This window comes from Nocardiopsis sp. CNZ308 (assembly GCF_004217075.1).
In genome coordinates this window covers 1,971,784-1,988,195 of the sequence record NZ_SHKJ01000001.1, presented here as the reverse complement: position 1 = coordinate 1,988,195, position 16,412 = coordinate 1,971,784, and the positions used below count along the sequence as shown (strand labels likewise).

Genomic DNA, 16,412 nt, shown 5'->3' with positions numbered 1-16,412 from the left:
GCTCCCGCCCCGCTGGCCGGACCCGACCTCGTCCATAAAGAATTCCGGGTCCCCCGTGGTTTCCAGAAGAGCGTTTCCGGTCAGGTCCGGGAACAGCAGGATGTCCCTCGGCCAATGGGTGGCGTGCGGAGCGACCGGCCTGCTCATCGCGGGCAGCCTCACCGCCTACGCGGGCTACCGCGACGCCCTGGCCATCGAGACCGAGCAGGTAGACACCGACGCCTGGGGTGATCGCCCCGACCAGGTGGAGGGGGTCCACAACATCCTGCTGCTCGGCGGGGACAACGAGTCGCGGGGCAGGCGCCCCGACGTCCTGGTCGTCGTCAACGTCAACGTGGACAGGGGCGCCGTGACCATGGTCAACCTGCCGCGCGACCTGATCGTGGACATCCCCCCGTGCGAACCGGTGGACGGCTCCTCCGGATGGCCCGGCGGACCACAGCAGCTCAACCACGCCGCCACCTACGGCGGTCTGGACTGCCTGGGCAACACCGTGGAGAAGACCACGGACATCCGTCTGGACCACATGGTGATGGTGGACTTCGCCGGGTTCGAGAACATCGTGGACACACTCGGCGGCGTCGAACTGTGCATTCCCGAACCGGTCAGCGATCCCAAGGCCCACCTGGAACTGGACGCGGGAGTACAGACCCTCGGCGGCGAGGACGCGCTCGGACTGGCCCGTTCCCGCGACAGCACCGAGTTCAAGGACGACATGGGGCGCATCCAGAGCCAACAGCGCTTGATCGGCGCCATCCTGCGCAAGGTCACCAGCGGTGAGACCCTGTCCAGCCCCACCACCCTCTACGACTTCCTGAACTCGGTCACCGACAGCATGGTGACCGACGACGGGTTCACGGTGGACAAGATGGCGGAACTGGCCATCGCCATGCGCGAGGTCGACCTGAGCCGCGTCACCATGGTCATGGTGCCGGTCGTGGACTCCCTGACCCACGAGTACAAGGTGGCACCCGAGGAACCCGAAGCCAGTGAGCTCTTCGCTGCGGTGGCCGCAGGAGAGGTGCTGCCCGGGGAGGAGGACGACGCCGGTGGAGAGGGGGCCACGGAGACGGAAGGGGCCGCCGGTACGGAGGAAACCTCCGTGGAGCCCGCGGACGTGTCCGTGCGGGTGGTCAACGGCACGGGCGTGACCGGCCTGGCGGGTCAGGTCGGATCGCTCCTCGCGGAACGCGGGTTCGACGTCACCGGCGTCGGCGACCCCGCCGCAGGCGTTCCCGCCGTCACCACGGTCTACCACGGTCCCGGCCAGCGGGCGCACGCCGAGGAGCTGGCTTCGGTGCTCGCCAACGCCCGGCTGGAGGAGGACGCCGGTTTGGGTGAGGAGCTCGAACTGGTGATGGTGGCGCAGGACTGGGGCGGGCTCGCCGACTCCGGTTCCCCCTCCGGTGAGGACGGTGGCGCGGGCACGCTGGCCGGACTGGACACCGCGTCCGCCGCCGAGGACGGAGCCGCGTGCTAGGAGGCGCCCTCACCGCCGGGCGGCCTCTGCGATGGTGAACATGGCGTCATCATCGCGCGGGTGTGCTCCGCGGCACCGTGAGGTTCCGACGAGGGAACCCGTCGGCCCGGGGCCGCCCGATCAACGGGTGAACCCTTGCCCTGCGGGGTGTACCGGCCGTCCAGAGCCCGTATGGCTGCGGTAGAGTTGGCTCCGGCGACGGCCAGGACCACGCTCCGAGTCGTATCGCGGGCCTCTAGCTCAATTGGCAGAGCAACGGACTTTTAATAAGCGTGATCACACCGCTTGCCCGCGATGAACCCGCAGGTCAGCGCCGGTGCACTGGACAATCCGGGCGCCCATTCCATCTCGGTTTCGCTCCATGTGCGCTCTTCAGCCTCGCCGGTGCCTCCACCTCTTGGCTGATTGCATGGTGGGGCGGGTGGGCTCTACTGCCAGTACCTGCCCTGCCCGCGAACTGAGGTGCCCCGAGGTCTCACGGACGATGCAACGGTGGAACGGCGAGTGATTTCGTACGCCTCGTGCACCCTCAGAATTATCTTGGCAGCACACAAAGTAACTTTCATGGTGCCTGGCGTAGATGGATGGCCTTGCCTCGTCTGTGTGCCGGCGAGAGCCCCTAGTAGGCTGTGTCGTATGACCGATGACTCGCTCGATGCCCCCCAAGACGCTACAGCTGCTCAACCTTCGACCCTGTCTGACACGCTCGTGAAGATGCACAATCTCTACGCTGCGGACCCCGTGAGTGCCGTTCGAGGTCAGCACTTCATCAAGACTTTGCATGGATACATTGCCGATCAGCTCAAAGCTAGACTTCACCCCGAAGCGGTGAAGATGGGCATCAAGGTGATCGAAGAGGCAAAGATCCTCGGCTCTCACAAGTCCAAGGATGTCGATGTCGCGGTGGTTCACCCGCAGAGCGGGCCGCTTGTGCTCGTCGGTGTGCGCAGCCAGATGAGCTCAGTGGGCAAAAACGTCCTGACCTACTATCAGGACATCGTCGGGGAAGCAGTTAGCCTCCAAGAACGATACCCGATGACAGTCCATAGCTACGCGTACCTACACCCCTATAGTTTCGTGGAAGAGCGCAAGGCGACGAAGACTAAGCCAGCACGGACCGAAGTGATCGTACCCGATCACACACGGTACGCGAAGATGTATCGAGCGATAGCAGGCCGGGATGACAAACTCTACCGGACCGTGAGCGGAATCTACGATGAATTCGCATATATGGTCGTTGACTTCAAGAAGAGTCCTGCACTTCTACGGGACGACATCGTCAAGACTGCGAGCCCTGATACCGACCTGTCTATCGAGACTTTCGTTGATCGGGTGGTCGATACCTACAAGCGTCGCAACATCTGGCTCGATCTATTCATCTAGCTCGCCAGTGAGAGAGCGCTTCGATGCCTTGCTGAATCAGACCTACTCCGTCCTCACCAAAAACTTTGCGCAGGTTTTCCGCGCCAGCGGCGTACGCGTCGGCAATGCTGCCGCTTCGGAGGGCGCTGTCGATCCGATCTGCTCCTCCCAAGGCCTTGTCCGGGTGGAGCACTGCGACGCGCGACGCTTCGTTCGGGACCATGACGACGACGCCACCGCCGAGCGAGTGGACCTCCAGCCCGATGCTCAGTAGGGTCAGCGGGTTGTACCAGGATATTGCGAATCGTTCGGCGGTGATGCCCCCCCTTGCGTAAGCACAGAGGAAACTGTTCGAGGTCACCCACGACGCGTCGTTCACGAGTACGAGCGGCTGCTCACTGAACACTGTGAGGATAGCGTCCGGCACATTGACGCCAGGCACGCGGTACCACGGTGATCGAAGGCTCGCCTTATAGCCCTTAGAGACCTCCATCTGCTCACCGTGGCGCACGTACCGCTTCTCGCCTGAGGTCAGTTCGTCGCCCGGGAGCCACAAGTGATCCGCGAGGGTGTCGTCGATTCCCGAGGTCCTGAGTCCCTGCCCGCGGAGTTTGCGCGCATTGATCAGAGACCGTTGAAGGCTCGTGTCAGGAAGGTGGTACTTTCCGACGGTTTCTTCGCTCGGGTGAAAGTACTTTTTGTTCCCAGATACGTACCCGATCCGAAAGGTCATCAGTTCTGACGCTGGTACTGTCCAGCCAGCCGAGGCGCCTTCGCTGAGCAGTTCCTCGAGCCCGTCTGGGAGAAGCGCGCGCTGGAAGCTGCGCTGGCCCGCGACGATCGAATGGATGCTAACTTCGCCACCGGAACTGTCACTTCCGCTCACCATGTCGTTCACGGTCTCGTATGCGGTATAAGTGACATGGTCTGTTGTCCCGCCGCGACCGTCGGCGAGCAGGATCAGCACGTCCTGGTTGATGTCTGTAAAAACCCTTTTTCGGCTTCGTACGACGCGAAGAGACGTGAAGGAATTTGCAAGATGTTCCCAAAGCGGGAGCGCGTAGGCCACGTAGGTGAAGTCGAGCGGCAGCACAACAGCGAGCCGGCCGCCAAGCCTGATCGAAGCGACCATCTTGAGGACGAATGGCATCCAGATGCTACCGCTCGGGGCCATCGGTGCGCCGAGGTACTCGCGCGCGGCATTCAGTGCTTGTTGCCGCGAGTGATCATCCAGATGTCGGAGGCGGACGTACGGAGGGTTGGCGATTACGCCATCTACGGGCTCCGTAGGCAGTTCTAGGAAATCGCCGATCCGGATCTCATCAGTCGTAACCAGTCCCCGTCGGATGGCGTCGACTGCCGTGGCCTCATCCAATTCCGCAGCGATCCACTGAGGACGCTTCATGTTGGCTGCTGCGATCACGTCATTCACGGCGTCAATGAACACACCGTCGCCAAGACTTGGTTCTAGATATGTCTCGTCCTCGTGCCGAACGAGCCACTTCGCCATGAAATGAGCCGCGTCCCCAGGCGTGTAATACGCACCTCGTGCTCGGCGCTCGGTCACCTGTATCAGGCGGTCCGTGCGCGGCGTGTGTCGGGAGCCCGTAGGCCGTCCAGGACTCACGGGCATGAGCGATTCGATGTCGCGGACGTCTTGCTCGCGCCAGACGAGGCCGTCGAGCCGACCAACCGGTTCCGGGAGCCACGGGACACGCCGACTGCGCCACGAGCGAACCGTCGCAGGGGAGACTCCGAGTCTCAACGCTAGGCCTTTGCTGTCGATCAGCCCATCCACGGAGTTTGGGCCACTAGGGGAAGTCATGGAGATAGCTTAACGCACAACGCAACGCACGCGTTGCACGACACGTTGAGTCACATGCCGATGTTACTCGATGGCCCGGAGCAGCTCAGCGGGTCGCACGCCGAGCCCCTGGGCGGCCTTGGCGACGGCATCGAGGGGCGGGGCGCACGTCTTGCCCGAGGCCGCTGATCTACGTGCGGTCAATGTCGGCGTGGTGAGCGAAAGCTTCCTGTGACGTCTAGTCCTTCTTGACGCGCAGCCCACAGAGGCGGTTCCTAAACGCGACTTCGTGAGCTGGAGTGGCCCTTCCTTAACACTCACGATACGTTAACTATCAGCCTGCGGGCGGTGCGCCGCCGGAGAGCCGTGGCACAATCCGGTCGCGACGATCAAGGACAAGCGCGCGGCCGAAGCGTCGGCCGCTGTGGTGCCGCGTCGGCGCGCTGTCAGGGGCACTCCCCGCACTCCCGGGCTCCCTACGGGCTCCCAAGCCCCCGGGAACGACGAAGGGCGTCCCTTGCAGAAAAGGAACGCCTAGGTGGGAAAGGGTAGGCCCCCAGGGGCTCGAACCCTGAACCCACGGATTAAAAGTCCGTTGCTCTGCCAATTGAGCTAGAGGCCCGCGATACGACTCGGAGCGTGGTCCTAGTCGTCGCCGGAGCCAACTCTACCGTAGCCATACGGGTTCTCGGTGGCTGGTACACCCCACCAGAACCCGAGGCTGCCCACCGCCCGGATACACCCACACCCCCACCCGGGAAGGCTCGGTGGTGACAGCGGAGCCACCACCGAGCACACCAACACCGCCTCGCTTCGACGGCGCCTTTTTGGTTCGGCACACAGCAAGGCCCCCGCTCGGGCGATGGTGCCGCTGGCCCGAGCGGGGGCCGGTGGTGTGCTGGTGTCTACGCCCTGCTGGTGGCGGGTTTGAGCATGGCCGCGGTGGCCTCAGCGGCGGCCTTGGCCACGTCGGGGAACACGGTCTGGTAGGTGTCCTGGGTGAAGTGGGTGGTGGCGTGGCCGAGTTCGGCCGAGACCACCTTGACATCCACCCCAGCGGCCAGGCTCATCGACGCGGCCCCGTGGCGCAGCCCGTGCAGGCTGATCGGCGGCAGGCCCGCCGCGTGGGCGATGCGGGCGAACCAGTCGGTGGCCTGGGCCGGGTGCCAGGCGGTGCCGTCCTGGCGGGTGAACACCAGCCCGGTGTCCTTCCACTGCGGGCCTGCGGCGAGTTTGGCCTCCAACTGGTGGCGCCGCCAGACGCGCAGGATGCGGACGGTGTCGGCGTCCAGGGTGATGGTGCGCTCCCCAGCCACGCTCTTGGGTGTGCAGGTGCGGGTCTCCCAGCCCAGTTGGACGATCTGGGTACGGATGTCGATCTCGGCGTCGGTCAGGCGGGTGGTGGCCCAGGGCAACCCGACCGCCTCACCGCGCCGCAGCCCTTTGACCGCGATCAGGTGGAACAGCGCATACAGCCAGGTGTACTTGCGGGCGTGGGCCAGGAAACGCGTGGTCTGCTCCGGAGTCCAGATCATCACCTCCCCGGGCACGGTGCCATCCTTCTCCCACTGCCTCACCCGGTCCGGTGTCCACACCAGCGGCTTCTTACGAGGACAGGTGGGCAGGCGGGCGTGGGAGGCAGCGTTGACGGTGACCGGAAGGTCAGGGCGGCGCACCGCGTCGGACAGGGCGCTGCGCAAGGTCGCGCGGATGCGGTGCTTGGTGGTCAGCGACACCACCCGTTTGCCCTTCACCGAGGCCCGCACGGTCGCGTCGTCGGCCTCGCGGCATTCCAGGATGTGAGTGTTGGCCTCCTCGATCGCGGTGAACATCGCCTCCACGTGACGGGACTGGAGTTTGTCCACCCGGACCTTGCCCAAGTGCGGAATGAGGTGGTTGCGGATGTGGCCGGCGTAGGAACGTCGGGTGTTCTCCGTCAGGCCGGGCTTGTCTCGCAACCATTCCTGTAGCCACTGCTCAAGGGTGGGTACCTCGGTGCGTACGTCCACCCCGACGCTGATGCGCCGCTGCACCTCGCGCAGGTTCGGTAGGGGAGCGCGGGCTTTGATGGAGCCCTGGATGACGTCGGCGATCTGTAGGAGTGTTTCGGTGTCGTCTTCGGCGAGGTCGAGCAGGGAGCGGATGTGCTGGAGTGCTTCCAGGGCGTCCTCCTGGCTGGTGAGTCCGATACGGCGGGCTTGGCGTCGCTTCCCGTCGATGGTGGGCGGAAGTTCGACCTGGTAGCCCCACCGGCCGTGGGTGGAGCTCCAGGCCCCGGTGCGGCGGCGCAGCAGTGGGCACGTGGTGCCCAGGAGCTTGTTGGTCCTGGGGTCGCGGCATCCGCAGCGTTTGAACGTGGTTCCTTCACGAGCGGCCAACGTCGGCCTCCTGGTGTTCGTCGCGACGCGCACCGCACCCACAGCACCCCGACAGGGCGGTGAGGTCGACCCCGAGGTGGCGGAGCACTCCCGCGGCCGGGATGTACCACGATCGCCCCGCTCGATAGGCGGGCGCGGGGAACGTGCCCTCCTGAAGGTGGCGGTAGACCGTTGAGCGGCCCATCCGGAGAAGGTGTCCGGCGGTGACCGGGTCCAGCACCAGCGGCAACCGGCTCACCTCACCCAGCACGGGCGAAGAGCTCATGTCCACCTTGTTCACCTCCTCACCATCTCTGACCTGCGCGGATACGGTGCGCGGCCCCGCGTGTGGCGGGGCACCATGCATCCACGCTCGACCTCGCCGAGTAGTGCAAGCGGATTCGATGAATCTCCCAGCGGTTTCACGCTCCCCATTTGTTCGCCCACCCGTTTCGGGCGGTATGCCGTTTTCACGTTCAGGAGCACAGGAGACCCCTGTCAGTCCCATCGGCTTCGCCCCGGCGACGCACCCGGTGGTACGGGTGACGCTGCCCCCTGTGGGGCCGTCAGGCGGCCCGTCCGCGCCCGACGCACCACCACCGCCCGTGGGGCGCGAGCCCCGGGTTCGGGCCGCCACGTCGCCCACCAACGGCCCCCGGCTTCCCAACGGCGCCCGTCGTCGCATGTCCCCCATGTCCGCCCTTCCGTGATCGGTCACGATCCGCCCAGGACCCCACCGCACGGCATCTGCCCTGGCCCCGTGCGATGGGTGTTCTCGCCCTGATGAACCCCGAAGAAGACACCCGCCACCGCGGATGCGACATCGGCTCCGAAACTGTGTCCATGAGGTCGCGCCCCCGCAGCGCCGCCTCCACTCGCCCGACCGGGTGCGAAGCTGGTCCGCGCCATCGCACGAGGGTCGTGTGAGAAGAGCAGGCACGCCGCCGTCCTCCTGGGCCTGCTGGGCGATCTTGACCGCGCCGCTGCGCCACCACCGAGCAGTACAGGCAAGACCAGAAGCAACAGAGGGACAAGAGCTTCCGGCAGAGGAAGAGCAGAGGAGACGGGGCCGCTGTGGTGGGTGGTGGCTTGGCGTTGAGGGTGTGCGGGGGCGTTCGCGTTCCCGCACACCACGGGGCGCCGCCCGCCCCACGTGAAGAGGACTACCTCCTTGGGTAGACAGCCGGGGCGGCCGGTGGACCACCCCAAAGCCCGGCCGACCTGCACTGTGACTGTTCTCAGGGGTGGTCCACCCAAGGCCGGACCCCCACACGGATGGCCGGGTGGAGTAGGCATTGGCCCTGTCACCGGCCCAGCCGTTGGCCCGGAGGTTCACCGCGCTTTTGGGGCTCACCACTCGGTCTCCTCGACCGTGCGATAGAGGTCAGCGATCTCGTGCAGGGAGACGATGCGGGGGTGGGTGGCCGATCGCCAGATCCGTGCGCCCGCTCCCGGGGTCGCCAGTTGCTGGTGGGTGGTCAGGTACACCCCGACGCGGTCGGTGCAGTCCCCGGCCAGCTTCTGTGCCGTGTTCTTCTCGCGCTCGGTGGAGTGGAGGGCGAACAGCACCACCGCGGCGGGGGTGCGGTAGCGGGTCAGGCGTTTGTAGCCGCGCATCTTGTTCTTGAGCTGGGTCAGGGACTCGGAGCCGGTGTCGTACTCCAGGAACGCCGTCAGACGAACCCCTCCCTGGTGCCACCTCACCTGGGCGTCGGGGCGCACGTCGTAGCCGTAGCGGCGTTCGCACTCGCGTTCACCGAGCCACTGCTCCACCTGGGCGCCGCACTGGCGGGCGCTGTCCAGGAAGTCGACCCGGGTCTGGGCCAGGCCCAGCATGTGGTCCAGCTGGGGTGAGTGGGCCACGGCCAGGGCGCGGTCGGCGCGGAACTTCAGCGCGTCGGGTTCCTTGCCCTGGTGCAGGGCGAGCAGGACGGCGCCGGTGGGGGTCAGGACCCAGTGGTCGGGGGCGTTGCGGTCGTGGGCGTGGCGGCGGAAGCGGTTGAGGACCCCGTAGCGGTACAGGGTGAGCAGGCGTGAGCGGGCGCGGCGTGGTCCGGCGTCGGGGAAGTAGATGCGGTGCAGGTGGTGGGTGGTCATCACTCGGTGTTCCCAGAGTCCGGCCAGGATCTGGCGGTCGCGGCTGGTGATTCGGGGCGCGAGGTGGATCAGTGTCTTGGTGTAGTCGCTCACGCATGCCCTCCCGGGACGGTCGCGGTCTGGTGCTTTGAACTCCCTGATGAAGACCGTGCAAGCGCGAATGCGACACCCGGGGGGAGAACTTTTTCCCGGGTTCAGCCCCCGGGAGGGGGTTCACTTCGGGTTCAGAACAGGTTCAGTGGACGCACCACCCCCCACCAACGCGCGTGGGGCGGCGCCACGTGCGTGGCGCCGCCCCGAGGCGAAAGCGGGTTGCTCAGCGGCGGACGTTCAGCCAGGTCCTCACCGCAGCGGCCAGCTCATCGAACTCCCCCGGCTCCTTCACGACCGCGACCCGCTCCTTGCGGTCGGGTACTCCGCCCGGGTGGTGGAACAGGTAGGGGCGCACTCCCCGCACCCCGTCGTCATCGACGCACCAGCCGTGCTCGGAAGGATGTGGGCGGCGAGGGCGCGGTACCCGCACCGGCCCCGAAATCGGGCGTGTGGGCTGTGCTGGGGCCGGAGCGCTTCCCGACTGTGGCCCCCGCGATCCAGGCGCAGCGTTCCTGACACGCGGTAGGGGACTCATCTGCTCTCGTGTGCTGCTGCTGCGAGGTGAGGGCAGTGGGCGTCGTTCCTGGCGCGCGTCCACTGAGCTGCACAGCAGCGCGGCCAGTACCGCGCCGAACAGCCACCGCACCTGCTGCGCCCATCCTCGGACGGGTTTGCGGTGCCGACCGCTAGGCTTCTCCACGATCTCCTCCTGGTTGCTTCAGGTGGGGATTCAGCCCTGGCCTGGTGGTGCGAACACCGGGCCGGGGCGCCTCCATGTCTTCTGTCGTTCCTGTGCGGAGCGGGCCGGTGTCGTCGGCTCCGGGGTCGTATGTCACCCGAAACTGCGCTTCCCACCCACACCACATAAAGGGCACAAAAAGCCCTTTTCCTGCGAAAAACGGTGCCGCTTCTGCTGGGCTGGTCGATGTTCGCTTGGACAAGCGAGGTTCTTCAACACCTGCCGCCGGGAAACATCACCGCGTTCGAGTCACATCGGTAGGCGGGACCGACCGGAACGGTCGAAAGCGGCACGAACCGTCAACGGCCCTCTCGCGCTTGTGGAGAAGTCCCAGTGCAGGGCCATGGCGTCCACCAGCGCCAGGCCGTATCCACCTTCGGCCAGCACGATTTCGCTCTCCCCTGCATCGAATGCGGCAGGCGCGACGGGCACGGTGGCCTGCGCGCCCGGTTTGGGGCCGTCGTCGGTGACACGGAGCAGGAACAGGCGCGGGCGCCGCTGGATCTCGATCCGCACCCGACCGCCCGGGAGGCCCGAGGCGGTGTGACGCAGGGCGTTGGCGTGCAGCTCAGCCAGGGACACCAGCAGCGGGTGGGCCGCGCTGGGTGTGGTCCTGGTGGCCTGCATCGCCCACCGGCGGGCGGCCCGCACGTGGTGGGGATCCGGCCCGCAGATCAGGCCGCTGGTGTCGGGGTCGGTGTGGCGGATGCGCCTGGGCAGGTCGAGAGAGGGAGAAGTCTGAGCCGGGGTCATGGATTTCCACCGGGTCCTTTCGCCGTGGCCGTAGTCGCTGTACGTGAGAGCGCAGCAAAAGGATGTGGTCAGGGCGTTCACCCCGGGAAGGCCGGACGGAGAGTTCCCGAATCTTCCATGGGCCTCTGGAATTCTGTGGAATGCCCCATGGGCTGAGTCGCTCTGTGGTCACATGGCCTCATGCACACAGACGAACGTGCCCTCAAGGCCTTCGGGCACGAATTGCGCAGGCTGCGCGGGGAAACCGAACTCACCCAGAAAGCACTGGCGCGGCGGGTCAGCCAGCGCGGCACGACGATCAGTGACTCGCACGTTTCCGACATCGAGAACGGCCGGGCGACGGCACGGCCGTGGCTGCGCAAGCTCCTGGACGAGATCCTGGAGAGCGATGGGAGGTTGGAGAGGTTCTGGGAGGAGCTGACGGGCTCGGGCCGACAGGTGTGGCTGCACGAGGTCACCAAGCGCACCCACGCCGCTGACGCCCTCTTCGAGTACCAGCCCCTGGTGTTTCCCGGTTATCTCCAGACCCAGGACTACTCCTACGCGCTCATCCGGTATGGGGCACCGTGGCTTTCCCAGGAGCAGGTTCTCTCCCTGGCCAAGGAGAGGAGCGACCGTGCCAAGCGCATGGCTGAAGCCGCCTCTCCGGTGATCTGGTTGATCATCGACCAGAGCGTGCTCTGGCGCCGCTACGGTTCTCCCCAGGTGCAACGCGATCAACTGGCGTACGTGGCCCAGCAGATCGAGCGTGAACGCATCACCGTTCAGATGCTTCCGGTCCGGGCTCCACGACATCCGGGAACGTCAGGGCCCAGGCGCATCATCACCACCGCGGACGAACCCGAGGTGGTGTACATGGAATCCGCGGAGGAGGGTCGCATCATCTCGGGATCGGCCGATATCAGCCGGAGCCGTATGGTGTTCACTGCTCTGCAGGGGGCCTCCCGGGGCCCGCAGGAGACACTGCAGGCCATCTACGACGAGATGAAGGTGATCGACGATGAGTGACTGGCACAAGAGCAGTTACAGCGGTGGAACCAACGAGTGCGTCGAGGTCCGAGAGCACACCGCTGGCGCGGACGTGCGCGACACCCAGAACCGCTCGCGGGGCCAGCTCACCTTCACCTCGGCTGCCTGGGGAGCCTTCGTCATCTCCCTGGCCCAAGCCGACAGTTGCAAGTAGCAGCTCCCGATACGAAACCGTGAGGGTTCGCAGCCCACCTCGTTTCCCGCTCGCTGTGGTGCGCCCGCGCCGTGTGGAGCGAGGACACACCACAGCCGTGAACTCACTCCGTGTCGAAGCGCAGGTCAGGAATGGTGGTCAGGTCGATGCCGTAGCGGGCGTAGACCTTGGTGGTGTTCTCGCCCGTCAGGTCCGCTTCGGCGTAGCCGAGCAGGGCCGCGACGCGCACCACCTCGGCGGGGCTGTCGGCCTCGATCTCCAGGTAGGCGGGGATGCGCGGCCAGGAGTCGATCTCCAGTTGGGCGCCGTCCAGGGTGAAGCTGTGGCGGCGGTTCTCCTGGTAGGCCTTGGGTGTGTAGCCGAGCTTGCCCAGCAGCGCGTTGGCGGTGGTGAAGTCGCCGACCTCGGTCTCGGTCTCGCGAGTGCCGCCGATGGCGTCGGAGTCGATCTCCTTGACCGTCAGCGTGACCTGACTGCCGGTGTCGCGCAGGCGTACCCAGCGGGAGGCGTCGCCGGGTTCGATGTCGTAGACGTAGCGGCGCTGAAGCGCCTCGCCCAGGTCCGTGCCGCCCTTGTCGAGGATGCGCTGGGTCACCTGGTCGACGTCGATGTCCAGGACCTTGGCCTCGTACTCGATCACGCTCATAGCGTCGGGTTTCCTTCCGTGTTGTGTGTCGTGGTGGGAGAGGGAACGGGGGTGCGGCAGGCGGCTTCCAGCCTGTCACGGTCGGTCTGGCGAAAATGGAGGATCTCGTCCTTGACGGGGGAGCGAAGGAAGTCCTCGATCGGCTGACACAGGTCCATGCGTTGCAGGCACACACCCACCAGGTAGCGCCCGTGGCGGTCGCGGTACAGGCGCAGGCCGTAAAAGCCTTCCTGGCAGTCGGTGTCATTGTTGAACCGGCACCCCTGGCAGGTGGTAGGCAGGCGTACCGGGCGGATCCACTTGACGTGGATACGGCGTTGCCCGCCGTCGATGCGGTAAGCGGTGCGCGCTCCGGAGGCCCCGGCCGTGAGGTGGTGGGCCTCGGCGACGGCACCGCGTTGGGCCAGGAGCTCGTGGATGGCGTCGATGGACTCCTGGCCGTGGTCGAGGGAGTTGAGCAGGCGCACGGACAGCTCAGGCGCGTAGGTGTCCAGAAGCCGGTGGACGCGGTCGATGTGCGTGTGGTCGAGGACGACGATGTTGGCGCTGGCCCGGACCCCGTGGTCGACGCAGGCCTGGATGGAGGCGTGCAGGGCTTCGATCTTGGCGGCTGCCCTGGCCGGGTCACGGAAGCGGGCGTGCTGGACCTGGGCGAGTTCTTCGGGTGTGGTGCCGAAGACGGAGAAGTTGACGCGGTCGAGCCCCGCCCCGGCGCAGGCGGGGATCTGCCGGGCCCCGTTCTCGCCGTTGGAGGTCATGCACACCCGGTAGCCCTGGGCTGTGGCGAGGCGAATCAGCTCGGGCAGGCGCGGATGGAGTGTGGGTTCTCCTCCGGTGAGGTGGAGTTCGGCGAACCCCATGTTCTGGCGTAGCTGCCGCAGGGCATGGGCGAAGTCCTCATCGGGCGCGATGGTGGCGGGCAGGAAGGCGGCTCCGTTGATGGCTGCGTAGATCGACATCCGCCCCGAGGTACCGGAGGTGGCGAAAGGTCCGGGGCCGCGGTTGCGGTTGTCGACCACGACAGGGGTGCCCTCGTTGTGGCAGAAGATGCAGGTCATACCGCAGGCGTCGAGGATTTTCACTCGCAGGGTGGTGTCAGTGCCGATGTAGGTCGGCACGGGCTCGGGGGTCGGGGGAACATCCATGCAAAGGCTCCTGTGACGGCGCTCGCGATGGAGCGGGAAGGGGGCGTCACAGGCGACGATTCCGTTGCGGGTACCGCTCCTCCCATTCCTGATGGATATCCCCCTTGGAGATAATCGGGGCCGAGTCCGCGTCGGCCGAAGGGAATTCATGCCTGGTCGTTCCTGGGAACAGATCACCATCCCGGCATGGGCCTGGGAACGTCAGGAGACACAGCGGATTCTGCGTGAGCGCGACATCGCCGGCCTGCTCCGGCTGGCCCAGGCCCACGGGGCGAGCCAGACACGGATCGCGTCAGCGACCGGCATCGCCCAGGGGCGGGTGAGCGAGATCCTGAGCGGCAGGCGCACGGTCAGTTCACTGCGGTTGATCGAGCGGATAGCCGACGGGCTCGACATGCCCGGCCCCTCACGAGTCCTCCTCGGGCTGGCACCCCGACAACCGCTCGTGAACACGGAGAAGTCCGTTGCCGGTGATGCCACCGTCCTTTCGGACGCACTGAGTTCATCACTTCTCGATGACCAGGTGCAGGAGCGCCTGGAGATCGCCTCCATCGACCAAGCCCTCATCCGCTTGTTCGAGGAGCAGACGCAGAACCTGCGCCTGATCGACCGCAAACTGGGCGCCCACTACCTCCTGGCGCAGAGCCAGGCCCATGTCCAGCAGATGGACGAGCTCTTACACCACTCGATCCCGGGAACCCTGCGGCGCGGTCTGGCCAGGGCCTTGGCCGAGGCAGCGTCCCTGACCGGATGGCAGGCCCTCGACGCGGGACAGGTTGCCACCTCCTGGCGTTACTACGAGATCGCCAAGGCAGCGGCCCGCGAGAGCGCAGACCCAGTCGTCCTGGCCCACGTGAGTGCCGAACAGATCTACGTGCTCCTGGACAGCGACCGGGGACAGGAGGCACTCACCGTACTCAGAGCCGTACACACCAACGGATACGGTTCCCTGCCCGTGCTGCTGCGCTCGTGGCTGTGGGCCGCCGAAGGAGAAGTGCACGCCTCCCTGGGGCAGGGAGTGGAGACCCAGAGGGCCTTGGAACGGGCCTTCGCTCTGCTTCCCCCACACTCGGACGACCCCGCGCTTCCGTTCCTCATGCTGGACCAGACCCACCTGTTGCGCTGGCGGGGCCACTGCCTGGCGCGTCTGGGTGAGCCCGAGGCGATCGAGGACCTCACCCGGGCGTTGGAAGATATCGCGTCCCTGGGACTGGGACGCGCTGAGGCGGGCCTGCGCACCGACCTGGCCATGGCCTACGCCGCCCACGGCGACCTGGCTCAGGCCCGCAGCCAGGCACGGTGCGCCGCCGAGTTGTCCAAGCGTTCCGGTTCGATCCGCCAACGTGCTCGACTGGCCCGGCTACTGGAACCCGGGGCGCTGTCAGGAGGCGAGCAGGTGGAGTAGGGCGATGAGAGTGCCCGAACTCTGCACCTGCCCCTCCGCGATCAGGCCGCGGACCTTGGTCAGGGGCACCCACTCATAGACGCCCTCGTCGAACTCGGTCGGGTCCGCGACCAGTTCGGCGTCACGTCCGACGAAGACGTGATGGGGGCTGCGGACCGTGCCGATCATCGGCTCGAACGTGGCCACATGCTCCACCGAACCCACCCGGTGCCCGGTCTCCTCCAACGCCTCCCGGACAGCGGTCCGCTCCGGCGTCTCGTCGGGGTCCAGGAGTCCCCCGGGCAGCTCCCACCCCCACACGTCGGGCACGAACCGGTGCCGGTAGCTCATCAGAACGTGTTCCTCGGCCTGGTCCAGGATCGCGATCACCGCGGCCGAGGGCAGAGTCACGGTGTGGTGATCGAACCTGGTGCCTGAGGGTGTGGTGATGTCGGCCTTGCCCAGCTTCACCCACGGGTTGTCGTACAGGGTGCGCTCACCGTGCACCACCCAGCGGCCACGGTCGTCCTCGGTCCCGTCCATGCCCTGAAGCTACCGCGATGGGATACCAGCGCTCACGGTCGGGCTCGCGTTGGCCGTGGTGGTGTCCTGTGCCGATTCATACGGTCTACACGTGCGTGTGCTCCTCGTCCGTCTGAACCGACCGTTCTCCTTCACTAGGGTTCGCACGCGTCACCTCCATGCACCGACACGGCAGATCGCGCCGAAGTACGTGGTCAGCAAGTCGTGTCCCACGGCTGTCCCGCCGTCCGACCACACCGGCAATCGGGGTTGGACCGAGCTTGGCCCAGGTACTCGCTCGACCTCTTCGAGTCACCAACGGATTTGATCCGTGCCTCGCTGACCGTAGGAAATGCTCGGTGATTGCTCCGCTGTTTTGGGACACCGTGGCACGGGGCGGTCTCCAGTGGCACGCACCGGGACACGGCCTCCCGGATGGGTCGGAACGAACCGTCACATACCGGAGCATTTTGACCGCACGCACGCGGACTTTTAATCCGTGGGTTCAGGGTTCGAGCCCCTGGGGGCCTACCCGCAAAACCCCAGTTCAGAGGCTATTTTCGGAGTCCTCGCCTTGGGGTTTTCGTGCGTCTGGGGCCGTCTGGCTGCTCTGTGTGTGCTCTCCAGCCTCGGCCGTGCCTCCACCTCGACGGAGCACACCGGAGCAACAGCCCGTCCGAACCCCCTCAGGCCGGTCCCTGTCTCCTCGGTCGGCCCGAAATCCGCTGGTCACGGCCCGCACCCGCGGACGCATGATCCCTCGTTCTGTCTTCCCAGGTGAGGGGGCGCGGGCCGTGTCTCCTTAGCTGCGCCAGACGCTGACCAGCTCGATCAGGGCGTCGAGTTC

14 protein-coding genes and 1 tRNA gene are annotated in these 16,412 nt (G+C 66.3%); 5 read left to right on the top strand and 10 right to left on the bottom strand.

Annotated elements, in window-relative coordinates:
* Positions 1–100: 100 nt before the first annotated feature.
* Positions 101–1,480 carry an LCP family protein gene (locus tag EV372_RS08615; RefSeq protein ID WP_130395575.1) on the top strand — a complete coding sequence of 460 codons (1,380 nt, stop codon included), beginning with the start codon at positions 101–103 and terminating at the stop codon, positions 1,478–1,480.
* Between the two features lie 636 nt (positions 1,481–2,116).
* A complete protein-coding gene (locus EV372_RS08610; protein ID WP_130395574.1) occupies positions 2,117–2,863 on the top strand; it encodes a hypothetical protein in 747 nt (248 codons plus the stop codon).
* Here the strand turns inward: EV372_RS08610 and EV372_RS08605 are convergent.
* The 7 genes from EV372_RS08605 to EV372_RS08575 form a co-directional block, all read right to left on the bottom strand.
* A complete protein-coding gene (locus tag EV372_RS08605; RefSeq protein WP_275101776.1) occupies positions 2,856–4,475 on the bottom strand; it encodes an N-6 DNA methylase in 1,620 nt (539 codons plus the stop codon). The two genes, EV372_RS08610 and EV372_RS08605, sit on opposite strands and share 8 nt — an antisense overlap.
* A gap of 720 nt (positions 4,476–5,195) precedes the next feature.
* Positions 5,196–5,268: transfer RNA gene (locus tag EV372_RS08600), tRNA-Lys, on the bottom strand.
* Between the two features lie 283 nt (positions 5,269–5,551).
* Positions 5,552–7,024: a tyrosine-type recombinase/integrase gene (locus tag EV372_RS08595; RefSeq protein ID WP_130395572.1), complete on the bottom strand. Its 1,473-nt coding sequence runs from the start codon at positions 7,022–7,024 to the stop codon at positions 5,552–5,554.
* Complete coding sequence (locus EV372_RS08590) at positions 7,011–7,289, bottom strand: helix-turn-helix transcriptional regulator (protein ID WP_130398822.1); 279 nt, start codon at positions 7,287–7,289, stop codon at positions 7,011–7,013. Before EV372_RS08590 ends, EV372_RS08595 begins: the two co-directional genes overlap by 14 nt.
* Positions 7,290–8,353: 1,064 nt before the next feature.
* Complete coding sequence (locus tag EV372_RS08585) at positions 8,354–9,193, bottom strand: replication-relaxation family protein (protein ID WP_130395571.1); 840 nt, start codon at positions 9,191–9,193, stop codon at positions 8,354–8,356.
* 223 nt (positions 9,194–9,416) lie between these two features.
* Entirely contained in the window at positions 9,417–9,548 is a 132-nt protein-coding gene (locus EV372_RS29370) for a hypothetical protein (protein WP_275102189.1), read from the bottom strand.
* A 633-nt stretch (positions 9,549–10,181) separates the two neighbouring features.
* Positions 10,182–10,685, bottom strand: a complete 504-nt coding sequence (locus EV372_RS08575; protein ID WP_130395569.1) for an ATP-binding protein — start codon at positions 10,683–10,685, stop codon at positions 10,182–10,184.
* Between the two features lie 180 nt (positions 10,686–10,865).
* Between EV372_RS08575 and EV372_RS08570 the strand changes: the two genes are divergently transcribed.
* Positions 10,866–11,693: a helix-turn-helix domain-containing protein gene (locus EV372_RS08570; RefSeq protein WP_130395568.1), complete on the top strand. Its 828-nt coding sequence runs from the start codon at positions 10,866–10,868 to the stop codon at positions 11,691–11,693.
* Complete coding sequence (locus EV372_RS08565; RefSeq protein WP_130395567.1) at positions 11,686–11,868, top strand: DUF397 domain-containing protein; 183 nt, start codon at positions 11,686–11,688, stop codon at positions 11,866–11,868. Before EV372_RS08570 ends, EV372_RS08565 begins: the two co-directional genes overlap by 8 nt.
* A 103-nt stretch (positions 11,869–11,971) precedes the next feature.
* On the opposite strand, the gene EV372_RS08560 is transcribed toward EV372_RS08565, so the two are convergent.
* Together EV372_RS08560 and EV372_RS08555 are read right to left on the bottom strand one after the other, a co-directional pair.
* Positions 11,972–12,514, bottom strand: coding sequence for a class IV adenylate cyclase (locus tag EV372_RS08560; protein ID WP_130395566.1), 543 nt, complete (start codon positions 12,512–12,514; stop codon positions 11,972–11,974).
* Positions 12,511–13,659 carry a radical SAM protein gene (locus EV372_RS08555; RefSeq protein WP_130395565.1) on the bottom strand — a complete coding sequence of 383 codons (1,149 nt, stop codon included), beginning with the start codon at positions 13,657–13,659 and terminating at the stop codon, positions 12,511–12,513. The genes EV372_RS08560 and EV372_RS08555 overlap by 4 nt, the downstream gene beginning before the upstream one ends.
* A 91-nt stretch (positions 13,660–13,750) precedes the next feature.
* Here EV372_RS08555 and EV372_RS08550 point away from each other — a divergent pair, with 91 nt between their 5' ends.
* On the top strand, positions 13,751–15,064 hold the full coding sequence (locus tag EV372_RS08550) for an NsdA family TPR-like regulatory protein (protein ID WP_486484112.1): 1,314 nt from the start codon (positions 13,751–13,753) through the stop codon (positions 15,062–15,064).
* Here the strand turns inward: EV372_RS08550 and EV372_RS08545 are convergent.
* Positions 15,041–15,586, bottom strand: coding sequence for an NUDIX hydrolase (locus EV372_RS08545; RefSeq protein ID WP_130395563.1), 546 nt, complete (start codon positions 15,584–15,586; stop codon positions 15,041–15,043). The two genes, EV372_RS08550 and EV372_RS08545, sit on opposite strands and share 24 nt — an antisense overlap.
* Positions 15,587–16,412 lie beyond the last annotated feature (826 nt).